Raw genomic sequence first — 20,357 nt, 5'->3', positions numbered from 1 at the left:
ATGCATATTCTCGCCACCACATCTTCGTCGCTAGACGACCTGATCGAGCCGGTTGATCTCAACCAGCCCCAGGCGGATGTGGTGGTGTTGTCTTTCTCGTCAAGCGATCTGGCCGGTTTGCAGCACGCCTGGCCTGAAGAATCTGGCGTTTCGCTCAGCGTCGCCAATCTCTCCGAACTGCGCCATCCTATGTCCGTCGACCTCTGGATCGAAAAGACAGCAGAACATGCCAAGCTGATCCTTATCCGGATTCTTGGCGGGGCGGACCGTTGGCGCTACGGCGTCGATCAGCTGGCGATGATGGCGCGCAGGCGCGGCGTCAAGCTCCTGCTCCTGCCGGGTGAGTGTAGCGAGCGCGACGAAAAGCTCGAGGCGCAATCCACAATCGACCAGACGTGGCTCGCTTCAATCCTCTCCTTCTTCCGCGAAGGCGGCCCGCAGAACATGCGCCGGCTTTCGGAAGGTCTTGCCGCTTTTGCTGAGGAGGGTGCCTGGCCTGGCTTCACGCCGGAGCCGCTGCCGAAGTCCGGCTTCTATCTGCCGGGTCTTGGCGCCGTCCATGTCGATGAGGTGCTCGCGGCTTTTGCCCCCGAAGCGATAAGACTTCCCATCCTTTTCTATCGCTCCATGCTTCTGGCTGCCGATGTTGCACCAATCGATGCGCTCTTCGAGGCGCTGAAGTCCCGCGGTTTCGCACCCCTGCCGATCTTCGTCAGCGGCCTGAAGGATGGTGAAGCGATCCGATTCCTCGAAGACGCGCTGGTACCGCTGAAACCCGCTGCCATTATCGCCGCCACTGCCTTTGCCAGCCAGACGGATCAGGACGGCACGAGCCTGTTCGACCGGGTGGGCGTGCCGGTGTTCCAAGTGATCATGGCCACGACCCGGCGCGATGGCTGGGCCGAGAACATGCGGGGCCTCAATCCATCCGATCTTGCCATGCATGTGGTCTTGCCGGAACTCGATGGGCGCATTCTGGCAGGTGCGATCTCATTCAAACAGTCCGATCCTGACGGGCGCCAAGGGCTGATCAACGCCCCAGAGTCAGACCGGGTCGAGCAGGTCGCTCGTCGTATTGCCGCCTTCCTTCGGTTGACGCGGACTGCAGCCCGGGAAAGGCGCCTTGTCATCCTGATGCCGGATTATCCCGGTGCCGCACCCGGTCGCACGGGCTATGCCGTGGGTCTCGACGTGCCCCAAAGCGTGTTGGAGATGCTGCGTGATTTGCGGGATGCGGGTTATGCACTCGGCGATATTCCGGAGACCGCACGCGAGCTTCTGGATCGGATCGAGACGGAGAACGCCGCTCTTCCTCTCACCCAATACCGAACCTATTTCGACACGCTTCCTGAGGAGGCACGGGCCGGAATGGCTTCGGCCTGGGGCGATGCCGCTGACGACGAGGCTGTGGTTGATCAGGCGTTCCACTTCCGCGCCGCCCGTTTCGGCTCCGTTGTCGTCGCTCTTGCTCCAGACCGGGGGCGCCAAGTAGACAGGCGGGTGGACTACCACGATCCGGCCTTGCCGCCGCGTCATGCGCTTGCGGCTTTCGGTGCCTGGATGCAGCAGGATTTCGGCGCGCATGCGATCATCCATGTCGGCGCTCACGGCACCTTGGAATGGCTGCCGGGAAAGACGGTCGCGCTGTCGCAAACCTGCTTCCCGGAAATCGTCACTGGACCGCTGCCGGTCATCTACCCCTTCATCGTCTCCAATCCGGGGGAGGCTGCTGTTGCCAAACGACGGATCGCTGCCGTCACCATCGGGCACATTCCGCCCATACTGGTTGCCGCCGGTCTTTCGCCGGAGCAGGCCGCGCTCGAGCAACTGGTGGACGAATATGCCCAGGCCGATGGGCTTGATCGCCGTCGCCGCGACCGTCTGGCAAAGCTGATCGTCGAGAAGGCCTTCGAGACGGGGCTCGCCGCCGATGCCGGTATCGGCGCGGCGGAGGACGCGGATTCAGCACTCACCCGGATCGATGCCTTTCTGTGCGACCTCAAGGATTTCGCCATTAAGGACGGCCAACATGTGTTCGGGCGTTGCGCCGACGATGAGCCGGATTCTCTGAGGCGCGAAAGTGCTGCCCAAGAAAAAGCTGCGCTGCTGGCGGCGCTGGATGGTCACCATATCGTGCCGGGTCCCTCAGGTGCACCCGCACGCGGACGACTGGATGTGCTGCCGACAGGGCGCAATCTCTATGCTGCCGATCCGCGTACCATGCCGACACCGACGGCCTTCGAGCTTGGAAAAGCGGCAGGCGAAGAGGTGCTGCGCCATCATCTGCAAAGCCATGGCGACTGGCCGCGGCATCTGGTTTTCGATCTCTGGGGCTCCGCATCGCTGCGCAATGGCGGCGAAGATGTCGGTCAGGCGCTGCATCTGATGGGTGCGCGTCCGATCTACGATCAGGCGACCGGCCGGGTCAACGGCATCGAAGTTCTGCCGCCAGCCGCGCTCGGACGCCCGCGGGTGGACGTGACCTTCCGCATTTCGGGCCTGTTCCGCGATATGTTCCCGCCTCTGATTGCCCTTCTCGATGCGGCGGCAAGGACGATTGCCTCACGCGAAGAGTCGTCCGGCGATAATCCTCTGGCGGAGGAAACGGCCTCTCTCGGTCGTATCCCAGCACGCATTTTCGGCTCGGCTCCCGGTACCTATGGCGCTGGCATCGAAGAGGCCTTGGCAAGCGGCGATTGGGACGAGCGGGAAGAGTTGGGCCAAGCCTATCTGGACGCGGCCAGCCACGCCTTTGGTGGGGCAGATGGCTTGTCGATCCTCTCCGATTCAGGCTTTGCTGCCCAAGTCGAACGCGCTGAACTTCTGGTTCATACCGGTGACGATCCGGGTCGCGATCTTCTGGATGGTTCGTCCGACGTCGCCTTCGTTGGCGGCTTTGCCGCCGCCAAGGCAAAGCTTGGACAGGCGGCGGATGTGGTGGCGCTGGATACGACCGATCCTGCCCGGCCGCGTGCCCGCTCCATCGCCCAGGCAATCACCCGCGTGGTCAGAGCCCGTGCCGTCAATCCGCGCTTCATCGCCGGACAGATGCGCCATGGTCCGCGCGGTGCCGCCGAATTTGCAGAGACCGTCGACCGGCTGATTGGCTTTGCTGAAACCACGCAGGCCGTTTCCTCGTCGCTGATCGAAGCGCTCTACGATGCCTATTTCGGCAACGAAGAGGTGCGCGATTTCATTTTACGGGAAAACCCCAAGGCTGCGGAACTGATGGCGCAACGCTTCCTGTCTGCACGCCGCCGCAATCTTTGGCACAGCCGCCGCAACGCCGTGGATGCGGAACTGGAAATGCTGCTCGCGCCGCGCTCGTCCGAGGCCTTGTCCAAGAGGGTCTCGGCATGAAGCCACTTCCTCAGGTCCAGCCCTTTTTTCGCAGAGGCGTCTGCCCTGCCCTCTCCGCCCCAATGCGAACGGGCGATGGACTGTTGTCGCGGGTGGCGTTTACCGCTTCGCTGTCGCCGAGTAATTTCGGTCGTCTCGGCGATCTTGCACGCCGCCACGGCAATGGACTCCTGGATGTGACCGCGCGTGGCAGCCTTCAATTTCGTGGATTGACGGCCGAAAGCGCTGTTGGACTGGAGCATGATGTGCTGGCGCTGCAACTGCCCTTGCGGCAGGGGCTTGCCGTCGAAGCCTCACCGCTTGCCGGGATAGACGACAGCGAAGTCGCCAATCCGGAACTGATCGTTGAACTCATCAGCCATAAGGCCACGGCGCTTAGTCTCGACGCGAAGCTGGCCGCGAAGATGTCGGTTATCGTCGATGGCGGTGGTCGGGCTCCGATGGGTGGGCTGCTTGCCGATATCAGGCTCAAAGCGGCCCAGCGGGGCGGCGACGTCCTCTGGCTGTTGATGCTGGGTGGCACGGAAGAAAAGGCGCTGCTTGTAGGGGCTTTGCGAACGGAAGATGCCGCGGATTGCGTCATCGACCTGCTCATTCACCTGGCGGAGCGAGGACCGGATGCGCGCGGGCGCGATCTGGATAGGGCGGCTGCGCATAATGCCTACGGGGATCGTCTCCTGCCGATCTCATCAGACGTCCGCGCTCCACCGCATGACATCGGGACATTGAGCCAAACCGACGAGCGCCGATTGTGGCCTCTCAATGACCACCTCCACGCCGCCGTCATCGCTCCGGCCTTTGGGCAGATCACCTCGGAAGCGCTGTCTGCGCTGTGCCAGATTGCAGGCGATCTCGGCGTTCGGTCCATCCGGCCCGGTCCTTCGCACGGGCTCTATGCGCTTGGTGATCGCGACGCGTGTGCGGCACTGCTGGATTACGCGCAGAAGGCTGGTCTCATCGTTAGCGACAACGATCCCCGATCCGCCATCGCGGTGTGCGCGGGCGCACCGTCCTGTGCATCGGCCTATACGCCGGTTCGAGCGCTCGCCGCGTTCGCAGCCAAAGAGTGTGGCACGATGCTCGATGGTTCCTTCACCTTGCATCTTTCCGGTTGCGGCAAGGGCTGCGCCCATCCGGCGCCCGCCCTTCTTGCCTTTTCCGGCACGTCGGAAGGTTTTTCCTTCGGCTACCAGGCCAAGGTTTCAGCCCTTCCCGATGCGCAGCTGACCATCGATCAGCAGAAGGCCGGGCTTTCCAGGCTTGCCCGCCTCTATGAAAAAGAACATAAGCCCGGAGAAAATGCCCGCACCTTCCTTGTTCGACTTGGCAAGGACAGGATTGTCGCGGCGCTCCGACAGGACGAGATATGACGACGTACGACTATATCCGCAATGGCGATGCGATCTATGAGCGCTCTTTCGCCATCATCCGTGAGGAAGCGGATCTCTCCGCCTTCACGCCCGAACAGGCGGATATTGCCATTCGCATGATCCATGCCTGCGGACAGGTGGAGGCAGCGCGGCATTTCCGTTTTTCCGCCGATTTCGTTTCCGCCGCGCGTGGCGCGCTCGCAGCAGGCAAACCCATTCTGTGTGATGCGGAAATGGTGGTGCATGGGGTCACACGGGCGCGTCTGGCGTCTGGCAATGCCGTGATCTGCACGTTGCGTGATCCGCGTACGCCGGACTTGGCGAAGTCCATCGGCAACACCCGTTCCGCAGCCGCCCTCGATCTCTGGGCCGATCATCTCGACGGCGCTCTGGTTGCCATCGGCAATGCGCCGACGGCGCTGTTCTACCTCTTGGAAATGTTGGAGAGAGGCGCGCCTCGCCCAGCTGCCATTATCGGCATGCCGGTCGGCTTCGTTGGTGCGATGGAATCCAAGGACGCGCTGGAAGAAAGCACGCTCGGCATTCCCTACGCCATCGTCAAAGGCCGCATGGGTGGCTCCGCCATGACGGCGGCGGCTGTCAACGCCGTTGCGAGGGCCGGTCTATGAGCGCTGTCCTCTACGATCCGGCACCTGAAAAGGCATTGAAGGGCAAGGTGATCGGCGTCGGCACCGGCCCGGGCGATCCCGATCTTCTGACGCTGAAGGCCGTGCGCGCCATCGAAACAGCAGACGTGCTTGCCTTTTTCTGCAAGCGCGGCAGCAAGGGCAATGGCCGTGGCATCGTCGAAAGCTTCATTCGTCCTGGCACGCTGGAAATGCCGCTTGTCTACCCGGTCACGGTCGAACACGACAAGAATGGCGACGACTATCGCGGCGCGATCGCTGCTTTCTTCGATCAATCGGCACGCGACATTGCCGCCCATCTGGATGCGGGTCTTACCGTAGCTGTTTTGTCGGAAGGCGATCCGCTGTTCTACGGTTCCTATATGCATCTGCATCTGCGGCTGGCGCCCAACTATCCGGCGGAAGTCGTTGCGGGCATCACCGCCATGTCCGGCTGCTGGTCGATGACCGGACTTCCGCTCGTCCAGGGAGACGACATCTTGAGCGTCCTTCCGGGTACGCTCGGCGAGGATGCGCTTTTCGAGCGGCTGTCCGGCACGGATGGCGCTGTCATCATGAAGGTCGGTCGCAACCTGCCGAAGATTCGCCGTGCGCTGGAGAGAGCGGGCAAGCTCGAAGGCGCGCTCTATGTTGAGCGTGGCACCATGGCCAATGGACATGCCATGCGATTGATCGAGCGCGATGAATCCCCCGCCCCCTATTTCTCTCTGGTTCTCGTGCCCGGCTGGAAAGATCGACCGGCGGGAGAGATTGCATGAGATCGTCCTCTGCCGGACGCCTAACGGTCGTCGGCCTCGGGCCTGGAAATCTGGCGCAGATCACGCCGGAGGCGTTGGCGGCGGTGGACGAGGCAGAGGATTTCTTCGGCTATATTCCCTATCTCGAACGGTTGTCGCTGCGTCCAGACCAACGGCGTCACGCATCGGATAATCGTGAGGAAATTTCGCGCGCCGAGGCAGCGCTGGCATTGGCCGCTTCTGGCGGAAAAGTCTGCGTCGTTTCAGGCGGGGATCCGGGCGTTTTCGCCATGGCGGCTGCCGTGTGTGAGGCGATAGAGAACGGCCCTGCCGAATGGCGCGACATCGACTTTTCTGTGGTGCCCGGCGTCACCGCCATGCTGGCTGTTGCGGCAAGAGCGGGCGCGCCGCTCGGTCACGATTTCTGCGCCATTTCGCTCTCCGACAATTTGAAACCATGGTCGCTGATCGAAAGGCGGCTGGTGGCAGCGTCTCAAGCCGGCTTCGTCATGGCCTTCTACAATCCTGTCAGCAAGGCAAGACCGCATCAGCTGGCGACGGCCTTCGATGTGCTGCGGGCGCATTTGCCGGGGTCGGTGCCGGTCATCTTCGGTCGCGCTGCCGGACGAGCGGATGAGCGCATGCGGGTCGTGCCTCTCGCCGAAGCGTCGAGCGACATGGCCGATATGTCGACCTGTATCATTGTCGGCTCGGTTGAAACGCGGATCATCGAGCGGCCGGAAAAGCCCTCGCTGGTCTATTCGCCGCGCTTTTCCAAGAGGGAAAGTTGATGGCGGATGGCGGACAGCGCGGTCTCGATATCCGGCACCACGACGCTCACCGCATTGGCCTCTTGGCAAGCGGGACGGTCGATCATGATCACAGGAATGCCAAGCGTGCGGGCCGCTTCGATCTTCGCATAGGCCGCCGTTCCGCCCGAGTTTTTCGAAACGATCACCTCGATCCCGTCGCCCTCCAACATGTCGATCTCATCGGCAAGCGCAAAAGGTCCACGCGCCGTGATGTAGCGCGCATTCGGAACCTTAAGCGGCGGTTCTACCGGATCGACGCTGCGGATCAGGTATCTGTGCTGAGGTGCGGTCTCAAAGGGCAGGAGCTCTTGTCGGCCAAGCGCCAGAAAAGCGCTTGTGCTGATAGCACCCAGTGCGGCAACCGCTTCCTCGACGCTTGGAACGTTCAGCCAACGGTTGCCCTCTCCCGCGATCCAAGCCGGGCGCGACAGTCTGACCAGAGCGATGCCTGCGATTTTGGCAGCCGTCACGGCATTGGCGGAAATGCGCGCTGCATAAGGGTGCGTCGCATCCACCAGCAGATCGAAGCCTTCTTCGGAAATAAAACGCGCCAAACCCTCTGCGCCGCCAAAACCGCCGACACGCATCGGGACAGGCTGCTTGACGGGATCCTTCGTGCGGCCCGCCATGGACAGCAAAATTCGGTAGCCGGAGTCGTCGGGAAGCTTTCCAGCCAGTATGCGGGCATCCGCTGTGCCGCCGAGAATGAGGATGGAGCGTGTCATGGCTTGTGAATATGCCGGAACACCAGCCTCCGCCAGCAAAAAACCTGCGCCTTGGCTTTCCATTGTCGGTATCGGTGAAGATGGCCTAGCCGGGCTTGCTGAAAATGCTCGCTGGGCCATCGAGGCTGCCGAGGTCGTCTTCGGCGGCAAACGTCATCTTGAACTTGCCTCGGCTGCCATCAGGGGCGAAGCGCGGACATGGCCTGTTCCGTTCGATGTCGGCATGACGGACGTCGTGGCGCTCAAGGACAGGAAGGTCTGCGTCCTTGCGTCCGGCGATCCATTCTTCCACGGTGTCGGGGTCACCCTGTTGCGGCGGGTCGATCCGGCAGAGGTGATCACCTACCCTGCTCCGTCCTCCATCTCGCTTGCCGCGTCGCGTCTAGGCTGGGCCTTGCAGGATACTGCCTGCATTTCGCTGCATGGCCGCTCCATCGATCTTATACGTCCACATCTTCACCCTGGCGCGAAGATCATTGCGCTGACCTCCGATGCCAGTGCCCCGGCGTTGATTGCCGCGCTTCTCAAGCAGGCAGGCTTTGGAAGATCGATCTTCCATCTGCTGGAAGCACTTGGCGGTGAACGGGAAAACACCCGCACAACCACAGCTCAGGATTTTGCCTTAGAGGATATCGATCCGCTCAATGTGGTTGCAATCGAGGTCGTTGTAAATGAAACGGCACGAATCCTTCCCTTCGCTAGCGGGCTCGACGATTCGCTGTTCGAACATGATGGGCAAATGACCAAGCGGGAAATCCGTGCTGTTACCCTGTCATCGCTCGCGCCCCGCTACGGTGAACTGCTGTGGGATATCGGCGCGGGCTCCGGCTCGATCGGTATCGAGTGGATGCTATCTCACCCATCGTTGCGGGCCATCGGAATCGAGCAAAATCTAGAGCGGGCCGAGCGCGCCATGCGCAATGCCGAAGCCTTCGGCGTGCCTGGTCTCGATGTGGTGATTGGCACGGCACCGGATGCTTTCGAGGGTCTGCCGATGCCTGATGCCATCTTCATCGGCGGCGGCGGCAGCGAGGCCGGAGTTTTAGAGGACGCAATTTGCGCTTTGAAGCCGGGCGGGCGGTTGGTTGCCAATGCCGTGACGCTGGAAATGGAGGCTATGCTGCTCTCCGCTCAGGCGCGACTCGGCGGCTCTCTGATCCGGCTTGAGGTGGCGCGCGCGTCCCCTGTCGGTCACATGCAGGGCTGGCGGGCGGCGATGCCCATCACACAGTGGGCCTGGGTCAAACCGAAGGATGTGCCGTGATCGTCGCTGGCGTCGGGTGCCGCAAGGGTGTGAGCCCCGAGGCGGTGATGGCTGCGCTTGAGCAGGCATCTGCCGAGCACCGGGTATCATTTGCCTTCATGGCCACGGCACCCATGAAGGCGGATGAACCAGCTTTGCTGGAAGCAGCGACACGGCTTGGCATGGCGTTCGTCGTGGTGGCGCAGGCCGATTTCGACGCTGCTGCCGCCCGAACACTGACCCGATCCGCCTTGAGTTTGAAACATGCCAGCTCACCAAGCGTCAGCGAGGCATCGGCGCTTGCAGCCCTTGGCGAAGCGTCAAGACTGATCGCGCCTCGCATGGTGATCGGCGATATTACCGTGGCCTTCGCCACTGCTGGAGACAAGACATGACCGTTCACTTCATTGGCGCTGGCCCGGGTGCTGCAGATCTGATCACGTTGCGCGGTCGCGATCTGATCGCCGCTTCTCCCGTCTGCCTCTATGCCGGTTCGCTGGTGCCAAAGGCGCTGCTGGACTACTGCCCGGTCGGTGCGCGCATCGTCGACACAGCAGCCTTGTCTCTGGATGAAATCGAGGCAGAGTTCGTTGCCGCCGCCCGAGACGGAAAGGATGTGGCCCGGCTGCATTCAGGCGATCTTTCCGTCTGGAGTGCCATGGGTGAACAAATCCGCCGTCTGGAGCGGCTCGGGCTTGACTACACCGTTACACCCGGCGTGCCTTCCTTTGCCGCGGCAGCCGCCACTTTGAAGCGCGAATTGACGGTGCCTGAAGTGGCGCAAAGCCTTGTTCTGACACGCATTTCCGGTCGGGCGTCGAAAATGCCGGAGAGCGAAAACCTCAAGGCTTTCGGCGCGACGGGTGCGACGCTTGCCATTCATCTCGCCATCCACGCCGTCGGTCAGGTGGTTGAGGAACTGACGCCGCTCTATGGTGCGGATTGCCCTGTCGCCATTGTCGTGCGCGCCTCCTGGCCGGAAGAGCGGGTCATTTCCGGGACGCTGTCCGATATCGAAGCCCGCCTTGCGCAAGAGCCCGTCGAGCGCACCGCAATGATCTTCGTCGGCAAGGGTCTTGCCTCATCCGATTTTCGCGAAAGCGCGCTCTATAGCACCGACTACGTCCGTCGCTTCAGAACGCCAACGGCGGAGTAGTCTCAGCTCGCCTTGAGGAAATCTTCTGCAAGCTCGACCCAGAAGGCTGTGCCGATCGGAATGATGTCATCGTTGAAATCGAATTTCGGATGGTGCAGCGGCGGGTCGTTGTCGGTGCGCTTGGTACCAAGGAAGAAATAGGAGCCGGGGCGCTTTTCCAGCATATAGGCAAAGTCTTCCGCCCCCATGGTCGGGCGCTCCATTTCCAGAACCTTGTCCGCACCGGCAAAGCGTGTTGCAAGCGCTCGGACGTAATCGGTTTCCGCCTTGTGGTTGACGGTCGGGCTGTAGCCGCGCTCATAATCCAGCGTCACGCTCATGCCGTAGCTGGCCGCCTGCCCTTCGGCGATCATGCGAATGCGCTTTTCCAGTTCATCGCGGGCTTCCGGATCGAAGGAACGGATGGTGAGCAGCATTTCCGCCGTCTCTGGGATAACATTGCTTACCTTGCCGCCATGAAAGGCGCCAACAGTGACCACGGCCGGCATCAGCGGATGAACATTGCGCGACACCACAGTTTGCAACGCCATGATGATGCTGGCGCCGGCAACGATCGGGTCCGAGGCGCTTTGCGGTTCCGCGCCATGGCCGCCATAGCCGTTGACGGTGATCTTGCACTCGTCCACTGCCGCCATGACCGGGCCTTCGCGCAGAACGAAATGGCCGAAGGGCTGGCTCGGGTCGTTATGCAGGGCGAAAACGGCGTCGCACGGGAAGCGGTCGAACAGGCCATCTTCGATCATGATGCGCGCGCCGCCGAAATTCTCTTCCGCTGGCTGGAAGATCAGATGGATCGTACCGTCGAAATTGCGCCGTTCGGCAATGATCTTGGCGGCACCCAGCAGCATGGCAGTATGGCCGTCATGACCGCAGGCATGCATCATGCCGGGCGTTTCGCTCGCATAGTCGGCGCCGGTTTCTTCGTGGATCGGTAGAGCATCGATGTCAGCGCGGATGCCGATACTGCGATTGCTGGTGCCATTGCGCAAGGTGGCGACCACGCCGGTGCCGGCCAATCCTCGCGTCACCTCATAGCCCATCTGTGTCAGGCGCCCTGCAACAAAATCGGAGGTCTTGAATTCCGACAGGCCGATCTCCGGGTTGCGATGCAGATAGCGGCGGATTTCAACCACCTCTTCCATGACGTTGGACGACGAGGAAATGGTCACCGGATGAAGGGTCATGCTTTGCTATTCCGTATCTTTGCCGCGGCAGACGAACTGCCCGGCCCGTTCTTTAAGCATCATGAATAGCAAGAGTGGGCCGTCTTGATAAGGGCGCGTCGTTGTTCGCTAAGATTTGTCTTCTTGCGCGCCAATCAAACAGATGGCATGGAACTGAAAATGCCTTGAAACATTCAAAACCTTCTGGTCACATCAGTTCGGAAACACGAATGCCAAGCAGGTATGGGGAGATATCAGGGAAGGCAGCGACGGTTTCGCCCGGAGGAGTTTGCGAAACGTCTGGCTTCGGGGCGACGAGCCCTCGCGTGGGAATTCGTTCTCGAGAAACTATTGATATTATATATTGAAATCCGAATGCCCCGATTTCACCATGTCGGGCGATAAGATTGTGCCTTCCCATCGTGTGCTGGTTCGCGGTGGTTCAGCAAAGGTTCAGGATCAGCGCGAAATAAAGCTTGCCACATTGTTTCACTCTCGATGAGAACTCTGAAACAGTTATGGGTTACAGACTAGCCTAAGCACTCCACTCAGGGTCCAGAATACGAGCCGATGTCATTTCATATTACGCCGCCCGCCGCCGCCCGTGATTCCGAAACCAAGCAGATCGATCACAACGACTCGATCCGCTCTGTTTATTTCAACATAGACGAGCTGAAAGCTTGCGGGGCAGACCTGTCGCAGACAGGGTCCGCCTCCCTTCCCGGCTTCATGGAATTCGACTTCTTTGCGCGTCACCGCGAGAACGAGAAGGAAATTTTGCGCGTCTATCGCACCACGGCGGTGGATTCGGAGAACGGCCTGACGATCACGCCGGCTGCTGAATGGCTGCTCGACAATCACTATGTGATTGAAGAAGCCATCCAGGAAGTCCGTCGGGACTTCCCGAAGAAATTCTATCGCCAACTGCCGACGATGAAGATCGGCAACGCCGAGATCCCTCGCGCGCTCGCACTGGCCTGGCTCTATGTCGCCCATACGCACAGCACGGTGTCTCGCGAAAGCCTGACCGCGCTTGTCGAAGGTTTCCAGACCCACAAGACGTTGCAGATCGGCGAAATCTGGGCGCTGCCATCCTTCCTGCGCTTCGTGCTGATCGAGAACCTGCGTCGTATCTCCATTCGTGTGGAGCGCTCGCGTCGCATGCGCCATAAGGCGAATGAGGTGGTGGACGAGATTATTCGTCTCAACGATGCGGAGCCGTCGGCTGAATTCCTCAAGCAGATCGACCCGCTGGTGGACGATCCGACCTTTGCGACCCAGTTCCTCTATCGACTGAAGAACGGTTCGCAGACCTCGAACTTCGCCCTGAACTGGCTGGAAGAGCGTCTTCATAGCGTTGGTACGGACGCCGAAAACGTGATGATGGCGGAGCATAACCGGCTTGCATCCGGCAATGTGACGATGGGCAATATCGTCAAGAGCCTGCGCGAGATCGACGATACCGAATGGTCCGTCTGGTTCGAAGATGTCAGCCATATCGACAAGGTTCTGCGTGAGCAGACCGATTATGAGACGCTCGATTTCGGTTCGCGCAACACCTACCGCAACAATGTCGAACTGTTGGCGCGTCGTTCTCCCAAAACCGAAGTCGAAGTTGCCCAGCTTGCCGTCGACATGGTGGCGGAAGCCGCCAATTCCAAGGATGCCTATCCGCATCAGCCGAATGTCGGTGCCTTCCTCGTCGGTCAGCGCCGCAAGGAGCTGGAGCAGCGCATTGGTTACAACCCGCTGTTCGCGCAGCGCGTTGTGCGCGCCATGCGGCGTTTCAACTGGCTTGCCGTGGCCGTCCCGGTTCTGGTCCTGACGGCGCTTGCCATGCTGGCGGTCGGTTGGTTCCTGGCTGAGGCTGGCATGCCCTGGTATGTGGTGAGCGCGTTCCTGCTGATGTTTGCGCTGCCCGCATCGGAAGGTGCGACAGGTCTCTTCAATACGCTCGTCACCTTCTTCGTCAAACCTTTCCGCCTTGTCGGGTACGAATTCAAGAACGGCATTCCCGAAGATGCGCGCACGCTGGTTGCCGTGCCATGCATGATCACCAGCCGCGATGCGGTCGATGAGATGATCCGCAATCTCGAAGTCCATTATCTCGCCAATCCGCATGGCGAGATTTACTTCTCGCTGATCAGCGACTGGCGTGACGCACAGCAGGAGCAGACCACCGAGGATGTGGAAATCCTGGAATATGCCAAGCGCGAAGTGGCAACTTTGTCTGCGCGTTATGCTTTCGACGGCAAAACCCGCTTTTTCCTGCTTCACCGCCGTCGCATCTACAATCCATCCGAAGGTTGCTGGATGGGCTGGGAGCGCAAGCGCGGTAAGCTGCATGAGCTGAACCTGCTGCTGCGCGGCGACAAGGATACGACCTTCCTCAACGGTGCCAACACGGTGCCGAAGGACGTCAAATACGTCATGACGCTGGACGCCGATACGCGCCTGATGCGCGATGCCGTCACCAAGCTCGTCGGCAAGATGCATCACCCGATCAACCGTCCGGTCCACGATCCGGAAACCGGCCGCGTGATCCATGGTTACGGCCTGTTGCAGCCGCGCGTGACCCCGTCGCTGACGACCGGCAAGGATGCCTCCGTCTTCCAGCGCGTCTTTTCGATCAACCGCGGTATCGACCCTTATGTCTTTACGGTGTCGGACGTTTATCAGGATCTGACCGCAGAAGGCTCGTTCACCGGTAAGGGCCTCTATGACGTTGACGCCTTCGAAAAGGCTCTGAAGGGCCGGATCGATGAGAACGCCGTTCTGTCTCACGACCTTCTTGAAGGCTCGTTCGCCCGCTGCGCTCTCGTTACCGACGTCGAACTCGTCGAAGACTTCCCGACTCGCTACGAGGTGGAAGTCTCGCGTCAGCATCGCTGGGCGCGTGGCGACTGGCAGTTGCTTCCTTACATTCTCGATCCGGCACGTGGCGTTACCGCGCTTGGCCGTTGGAAGATGATCGACAACCTGCGCCGTTCGTTGACCCCGATTGCCTGGTTCGTCGCCTCGGTTCTCGGCTGGTACTTCATGGACCCGTTCGGCGCGTTGATCTGGCAGATCCTGCTGATCTTCTCGCTCTTCGTTGCACCGACGATCTCGCTGCTGTCGGGCCTTGTTCCGCGTTCGACCGATATCGTGCCACAGGCGCATTTCCACACCATCTGGTCGGAGATCCGCGCCACCAATGCGCAGGTCGCGCTTCGCATCGTCTTCATTGCCGATGGCGCCTGCATGATGGCGGATGCCATCGCCCGCTCGCTCTATCGCCTCTTCGTCAGCCGCAAGCTGATGCTGGAATGGCGTACGGCTGCCAGCATTCAATCCAGCGCGCAGGGCAGCGTCTTCGATTACTACAAGCAGATGTGGCACGCGCCTGTCGTGGCGCTCCTCGGTCTGTTGTTTGCAGCCCTTCCGGGCGATAATGCCTTCCTCGTTGGCATTCCCTTTGCGCTACTGTGGGTCTTCTCGCCGGTCGTTGCCTGGTATGTCAGCCAGTCGGCTGAAACTGAAGACCGGATGTTCGTCTCGGAGCATGTGTCGAGCGAGTTCAGAAAGATCGCGCGTCGCACGTGGCGTTATTACGAGACCTTCGTCAACAAGGACGAAAACTATCTGCCGCCGGACAATTTCCAGGAAACGCCGACGCCGGTCGTTGCCAGCCGTACCTCGCCGACCAATATCGGCGTCTATCTGCTATCGACGATTTCTGCCCGGCAGTTTGGCTGGATCAGCTTCTCCGACACGATCGAGCGTCTGGAAAAGACCATCGAGACGGTCGAGAAGATGGAGAAGTATCGCGGTCACCTCTACAACTGGTACCACACCGATACGCTTCAGACGCTTGGCCCCCGCTACGTCTCTGCGGTGGATAGCGGTAACCTTGCCGGGCATCTGATCGCGATTTCGTCTGCCTGCCGCCAATGGGCGGAGGCACCGTCTGCGCATCTTCAGGGCAACCTCGACGGTATCGGCGATGTCGCCGGCATCGTCCGCGAAAGCTTGAAAGAGCTGCCGGACGATCGCAAGAACCTGCGTCCGCTCCATCGCCGTCTGGAAGAGCGCATCATCGGCTTCTCCAACGCGCTCGCCTCCGTGAAGCGCGAGCATGAGTTCGCCTCCATCCGCGTCATCAATCTCGCGGTCCTGGCGCGCGACATTCAGAAGCTCGCCGCCAATCTCGATCTGGAGGTGAAGTCCGAACAGAGCGCGGAAATGACGCGCTGGGCGCAAATGCTGGTCGATTGCTGTGAAGCGCATATTTCCGACAGCGCCTTCGATCACTCGACCATCGATTCGCTTCGCGAACGGCTTGCTTCGCTGCGCGATCGCAGCCGCGATCTCGCCTTCTCCATGGACTTCGGCTTCCTCTATCGCAAGGATCGCCGCCTGCTCTCCATCGGATACCGTGTGGAAAGTCAGGAGCTGGACGAGGCGTGCTACGACTTGCTTGCGTCCGAATGCCGACTGACCTCGCTCTTTGCCATTGCCAAGGGCGATCTGCCGACGGAGCACTGGTATCGTCTCGGCCGTCAGGTCGTGCCGATCGGCGCGCAGGGTGCGCTGGTCTCCTGGTCCGGTTCGATGTTCGAATATCTGATGCCGCCTCTGGTCATGCAGGAGCGTCAGGGTGGTATTCTCAACCAGACCAACAATCTGATCGTTCGCGAACAGATCAATCACGGCCGCCGTCTCGGCACGCCGTGGGGTATCTCCGAAGCGGCCTTCAATGCCCGCGATCATAATATGAACTACCAGTACACCAACTTCGGTGTACCGACGCTGGGCCTCAAGCGCGGTCTTGGCCAGAATGCGGTGATTGCGCCTTACGCCTCGATTCTGGCCGCGCAATACGATCCGGATTCTGCACTCGAGAACCTCGAAAAGCTGCGCAAGCTCGGCGCGCTTGGTCGCTATGGCTTCCATGATGCGGTGGACTTCACGCCGACCCGCGTGCCGGACGGCAAGGTCTGCGCTGTGGTCTATAACTACTATGCTCACCATCATGGCATGTCGATTGCGGCGGTTGCCAACGTCGCCTTCGATGGCTTCCTGCGCGAACTCTTCCACGCCGATCCGGTCATCGAAGCGGCCGAGCTTCTGTTGCAGGAAAAGGCACCGCGCGAAGTGCCGGTGATGAGCGCCAAGTACGAGCCGGAAACGCCCGGCAAGGAACAGGCGGATCTGCTGAGGGCTGAAGTCCGCACTGTCACCGATCCCGCGATCCGCGACCGCGACGTGGTGTTCCTGTCGAATGGCCACTACTCGACAATGCTGACGGCAACCGGTGCCGGTTACTCCAAGTGGAACGGCCAGGCGGTGTCCCGCTGGAAGGCCGATCCCACGGAAGATCGTTGGGGCACCTTCCTGTTCCTGCGCGATACCACGACCGGACAATGGTGGAGTGCGACGGCCGAACCCCGTGTCGCAGAAGGTGAAAAGACCAAGACCGTCTTCATGGATGACCGCGCGGAATTCCACAAAACGGTCGGCGATCTGCAGAGCGTCGTGGAGTGCATCGTCGCCACCGAGCATGATGCCGAAGGTCGCCGTATCACCCTCCTGAACGTCGGAACGGAAGATCGCTTCATCGAAGTGACCTCCTATCTCGAGCCGGTCATCGGCAAGGAAGACGACGACAACGCCCACCCGCTCTTCTCGCGCATGTTCGTGCAGACAGAGATCGGCAAGCGTGGTGACGTCATCCGCGCATGGCGCAACAAGCGTTCGCCCAGCGAACCCGGCACCATCATCGCCCATCTGGCGGCTGACAATGCCGGCTCGTCGCGTGCGACCGAGTACGAGACAGATCGTGCCAAGTTTATCGGCCGTGGTCGCTCCCTTGCGGAAGCTGCGGCCTTCGATCAGGGTGCAGCGCTCTCCAATTCGGATGGCTTCACGCTTGATCCGATCCTCTCGCTGCGCCGCGTCGTTCGCGTGCCTGCTGGCAAGAAGGTCAGCGTGATCTTCTGGACAATCGCGGCCCCTGGCCGTGAGGATGTCGACAAGGCGATCGATCGCTACCGTCACCCGGATGCCTTTGCCCATGAACTGGTTCATGCCTGGACACGTACGCAGGTGCAGATGCGCCATGTTGGCGTCACTTCACAGCAGGCAGCGGCCTTCCAGCATCTCGGTCGTTATCTCGTCTATCCGGACATGCATCTGCGTGCCGATGCCGAGACGCTGAAGACCGGGCTTGCCTCGCAGCGTTCGCTCTGGTCGCTGGCGATCTCTGGTGACTTCCCGATCTTCGCGCTGCGCATCAATGACGACATGGACATGGATATCGTCCGCGAGGCCCTAAGCGCGCATGAATATCTGCGTTCGCGCGGCGTCATCTTCGACCTCGTCATCGTCAATGAGCGTGCGGCTTCCTATGCACAGGATATGCAGCATGCGCTGGATCACATTTCCGAAGCGCAGCGCCGCATCAACCCAGCCGATGGCGGTCGTCCGCATGTCTTCTCGGTGCGTCGCGACCTGATGGACGAGGAAACCTGGGCAGCTCTTCTTGCAGCGTCCCGCGTCGTGCTCCACGTGCGCAACGGCAAGATCGTCGATCAGGTCAACCGCGCCGTGTCGCTCTTTGCCGCCAATCGTGCACCCGACAGCACCAATACGGCGCTTGCCCGCGTGCCGACGCCGGCCTACCCGGTTGCCGATCCTGTCGAGCACACCAACGATCTTGATTTCTGGAACGGTTTTGGTGGTTTCACCAAGGACGGTCGCGAATATGTCGTCCGCCTCAATCGTGGCCAGGCTACACCGCATCCGTGGATCAACGTTATCTCCAACGAGAAATTCGGCTTCCACATCTCGGCGGAGGGTGCTGGCTTTACCTGGAGCCGCAATTCACGCGACTACCAGTTGACGCCATGGACGAATGACCCGGTCACCAACCGTCCGGGTGAGGCGATCTATGTTGCCGATGCGGAAAGCGGAAAGATCCATTCGCCATTCGCTGCGATCGGTCGCAACCCGGAGGCCGTCTTCGAAGCTCGTCACGGACTTGGCTATTCCACCTTCCGTAGTGTGGACGATGGCCTCGATATCGAAGTCACGCAGACGGTCGATCGCGAGAAGCCGGTGAAGCTCTCGCGTCTGACGATCCGCAACGTCGGAACGCAGAACCGCCGCCTGAAGACCTATGGCTATGTCGAATGGGTGCTGGGTAACAATCCGCAAAAGTCTGCACCGTTCATTCTCAGCAGCCATGATGAGAAAACCGGAGCGCTCTTTGCCTCCAATCCCTACAGCATCGACTATAGTGAGAGAACGTCGTTCCTGTCGCTTGATGGGCCATCGACCAGCTTTACGACCAGCAAGCGGGAATTCATTGGCCGCTTCGGCACCATCAACGCACCGCAAGCCGTCGTCACAGGTGCCGCGCTTTCCGGCAGCACCGAGCTTGATGGCGCGCCTTGCGCGGCATTGATGCAGGAGATCCACCTGAAGCCGGGTGAAGAACGCCACGTGTTGTTCTATCTTGGCGATGCCGACACGGCTGACGAAGCCCGTGCCCTGGTGAGCGATATCCGCAACGCGGATTTTGACGCCGTGCTTCAGGCGAACAAGGATTTCTGGAAGGGCTTTACCGGCCAGTTGCAGGTCTCGACGCCGGATGCCGGTTTCAACCATCTGGTCAACACCTGGCTGCCCTACCAGGCCTTCTCCTGCCGCATTCTGGCACGCACAGCCTTCTATCAGTCGAGTGGCGCCTTCGGCTTCCGCGACCAGTTGCAAGACACGCTTGCCTTCCTGCTCTACCAGCCGGATCTCGCCCGTGCACAGATCATCCGCGCTGCCGGTCGTCAGTTCGTCGAAGGTGACGTGCAGCATTGGTGGCTGCCGCTGACGGGCGCGGGTGTTCGCACCACGATCTCGGATGACGTGGTGTGGCTTGCCTATGCCACCTATCAGTACCTCGCCACCACCGGCGACAAGGCGATCCTTGAGGAAGAGATCCCATTCCTCAAGGGTGCTGCATTGATGCCCGGCCAGCACGATGCTTTCTTCCAGCCGGAAACGAGCGAGAAGACGGCAAACCTCTACGAGCATGTGGCGCTGGCGCTCGATCTCGCGATCCATCGCACCGGTGAGAACGGGCTTCCGCTGATGCTCGGCGGTGACTGGAACGACGGCATGAACCTCGTCGGTATTGGCGGTAAGGGTACCAGCGTCTGGCTGGGCTGGTTCCTGGCCGGTACGCTGCGCGACTTCATCGCCATCGCTGAGGAACGTCGCGATCTCGACCGCGTGGAGCGGTGGAGGACGCACCGCGACAAGCTGCGTGCAGCGCTCGAAACCGCAGGCTGGGACGGCGAGTATTACCGTCGCGGCTACTTCGATGATGGCACGCCGCTCGGCTCGTCCTCCAGTGAGGAATGCCAGATCGATTCGCTCGGCCAGAGCTGGAGCGTGCTTTCCGGCGAAGGTGAGGTAGATCGTTCTCAGCAGGCCATGAATGCGGTGATGAGCAGGCTCGTGGACGAGGATCTCGGCATTATCCGGCTCTTCACGCCGCCGTTCAGCCGTACGCCGCACAATCCCGGCTACATCAAAGGATATCCGCCGGGCGTTCGTGAAAATGGCGGTCAGTACACCCATGCCGCAACCTGGGTGGTACTGGCGCTTGCCAAGCTTGGCCGCAGCGAGGATGCATGGAAGTGCTTCTCGATGCTGAGCCCGGTCAACCACGCGCTGGATCGCGAGGCGTCCGAGACCTACCGTGTCGAACCCTATGTGGTGACGGCGGATGTTTATGGCGAAAACGCCTATGCCGGCCGCGGCGGCTGGAGCTGGTACACGGGCTCTGCGGGCCTGCTCTACCGTGCGGCGGTCGAAGGCATTCTCGGCATCACGCGCAATGGCGGCAAGCTGCACATCGCGCCATCGCTGCCGGAGGCCTGGGATGGTTTCTCCGTCCAAGTTACGATCGACGGCGCTGTCCGTGACGTTTCGGTCAAGCGCACGGCAGGCTCTTCGGACATCGCCGTTACGATCGACGGTAAGCCGGTCAAGAGCACGGATCGCGCCATCCCGTTCGACTGAACGGGATAAGGCTCGAAAGCCTCTTCAAAATAAAAAGCCACGGCGCTGCAAACGCCGTGGCTTTCTCGTTTTTGGAGGGTC

The 20,357-nt window shown here is 60.8% G+C and carries 11 protein-coding genes; 9 read left to right on the top strand and 2 right to left on the bottom strand.

The window, feature by feature from the left end; genetic code table 11:
• The 5 genes from cobN to QE435_RS13675 are packed head-to-tail and all read left to right on the top strand — an operon-like array spanning window position 1 to window position 6,905.
• Entirely contained in the window at window positions 1-3,360 is a 3,360-nt protein-coding gene (gene cobN, locus QE435_RS13695) for a cobaltochelatase subunit CobN (protein WP_349041709.1), read from the top strand.
• Window positions 3,357-4,730, top strand: a complete 1,374-nt coding sequence (gene cobG, locus QE435_RS13690) for a precorrin-3B synthase (RefSeq protein ID WP_349041708.1) — start codon at window positions 3,357-3,359, stop codon at window positions 4,728-4,730. The genes cobN and cobG overlap by 4 nt, the downstream gene beginning before the upstream one ends.
• Window positions 4,727-5,359 (top strand): precorrin-8X methylmutase, encoded by a 633-nt coding sequence (locus tag QE435_RS13685; RefSeq protein WP_349041707.1) that lies wholly within the window; start codon window positions 4,727-4,729, stop codon window positions 5,357-5,359. Before cobG ends, QE435_RS13685 begins: the two co-directional genes overlap by 4 nt.
• On the top strand, window positions 5,356-6,135 hold the full coding sequence (locus QE435_RS13680; protein WP_349041706.1) for a precorrin-2 C(20)-methyltransferase: 780 nt from the start codon (window positions 5,356-5,358) through the stop codon (window positions 6,133-6,135). The genes QE435_RS13685 and QE435_RS13680 overlap by 4 nt, the downstream gene beginning before the upstream one ends.
• Window positions 6,132-6,905, top strand: a complete 774-nt coding sequence (locus QE435_RS13675; RefSeq protein ID WP_349041705.1) for a precorrin-3B C(17)-methyltransferase — start codon at window positions 6,132-6,134, stop codon at window positions 6,903-6,905. Before QE435_RS13680 ends, QE435_RS13675 begins: the two co-directional genes overlap by 4 nt.
• Here QE435_RS13675 and QE435_RS13670 read toward each other — a convergent pair.
• Window positions 6,872-7,651, bottom strand: a complete 780-nt coding sequence (locus tag QE435_RS13670; RefSeq protein WP_349041704.1) for a cobalt-precorrin-6A reductase — start codon at window positions 7,649-7,651, stop codon at window positions 6,872-6,874. The two genes, QE435_RS13675 and QE435_RS13670, sit on opposite strands and share 34 nt — an antisense overlap.
• Here QE435_RS13670 and cbiE point away from each other — a divergent pair.
• From cbiE to cobM, 3 genes are read left to right on the top strand one after another with little or no spacing between them, the layout of a single operon-like run.
• Window positions 7,650-8,915 (top strand): precorrin-6y C5,15-methyltransferase (decarboxylating) subunit CbiE, encoded by a 1,266-nt coding sequence (gene cbiE / locus QE435_RS13665; protein WP_349041703.1) that lies wholly within the window; start codon window positions 7,650-7,652, stop codon window positions 8,913-8,915. The genes QE435_RS13670 and cbiE overlap by 2 nt on opposite strands.
• The gene (locus QE435_RS13660) at window positions 8,912-9,289 is read left to right on the top strand and encodes a cobalamin biosynthesis protein (RefSeq protein ID WP_349041702.1); all 378 of its coding nucleotides are present in this window, start codon (window positions 8,912-8,914) and stop codon (window positions 9,287-9,289) included. Before cbiE ends, QE435_RS13660 begins: the two co-directional genes overlap by 4 nt.
• Window positions 9,286-10,050: a precorrin-4 C(11)-methyltransferase gene (cobM, locus tag QE435_RS13655; RefSeq protein ID WP_349041701.1), complete on the top strand. Its 765-nt coding sequence runs from the start codon at window positions 9,286-9,288 to the stop codon at window positions 10,048-10,050. Before QE435_RS13660 ends, cobM begins: the two co-directional genes overlap by 4 nt.
• Window positions 10,051-10,052: 2 nt before the next feature.
• Here the strand turns inward: cobM and QE435_RS13650 are convergent, their stop codons facing one another.
• Entirely contained in the window at window positions 10,053-11,234 is a 1,182-nt protein-coding gene (locus QE435_RS13650; protein WP_349041700.1) for a M20 aminoacylase family protein, read from the bottom strand.
• A gap of 549 nt (window positions 11,235-11,783) precedes the next feature.
• Between QE435_RS13650 and QE435_RS13645 the strand changes: the two genes are divergently transcribed.
• Window positions 11,784-20,276, top strand: coding sequence for a glucoamylase family protein (locus tag QE435_RS13645; RefSeq protein ID WP_349041699.1), 8,493 nt, complete (start codon window positions 11,784-11,786; stop codon window positions 20,274-20,276).
• The last annotated feature ends 81 nt before the right edge of the window (window positions 20,277-20,357 follow it).

The sequence above is a fragment of the Agrobacterium sp. SORGH_AS 787 genome, assembly GCF_030819035.1.
Lineage (GTDB): Bacteria > Pseudomonadota > Alphaproteobacteria > Rhizobiales > Rhizobiaceae > Agrobacterium > Agrobacterium larrymoorei_B.
The sequence above is the reverse complement of the archived record's forward strand: the minus strand, read 5'-3'. Positions and strand labels throughout refer to the sequence as shown.

Coding starts and splice junctions, on each gene's coding strand:
- QE435_RS13680 (WP_349041706.1), top strand. CDS start 5,356: ATGAGCGCTGTCCTCTACGATCCGGCACCTGAAAAGGCATTGAAGGGC.
- QE435_RS13675 (WP_349041705.1), top strand. CDS start 6,132: ATGAGATCGTCCTCTGCCGGACGCCTAACGGTCGTCGGCCTCGGGCCT.
- QE435_RS13670 (WP_349041704.1), bottom strand. CDS start 7,651: ATGACACGCTCCATCCTCATTCTCGGCGGCACAGCGGATGCCCGCATA.
- cobG (WP_349041708.1), top strand. CDS start 3,357: ATGAAGCCACTTCCTCAGGTCCAGCCCTTTTTTCGCAGAGGCGTCTGC.
- cobM (WP_349041701.1), top strand. CDS start 9,286: ATGACCGTTCACTTCATTGGCGCTGGCCCGGGTGCTGCAGATCTGATC.
- QE435_RS13645 (WP_349041699.1), top strand. CDS start 11,784: ATGTCATTTCATATTACGCCGCCCGCCGCCGCCCGTGATTCCGAAACC.
- cbiE (WP_349041703.1), top strand. CDS start 7,650: ATGGCTTGTGAATATGCCGGAACACCAGCCTCCGCCAGCAAAAAACCT.
- QE435_RS13650 (WP_349041700.1), bottom strand. CDS start 11,234: ATGACCCTTCATCCGGTGACCATTTCCTCGTCGTCCAACGTCATGGAA.
- cobN (WP_349041709.1), top strand. CDS start 1: ATGCATATTCTCGCCACCACATCTTCGTCGCTAGACGACCTGATCGAG.
- QE435_RS13685 (WP_349041707.1), top strand. CDS start 4,727: ATGACGACGTACGACTATATCCGCAATGGCGATGCGATCTATGAGCGC.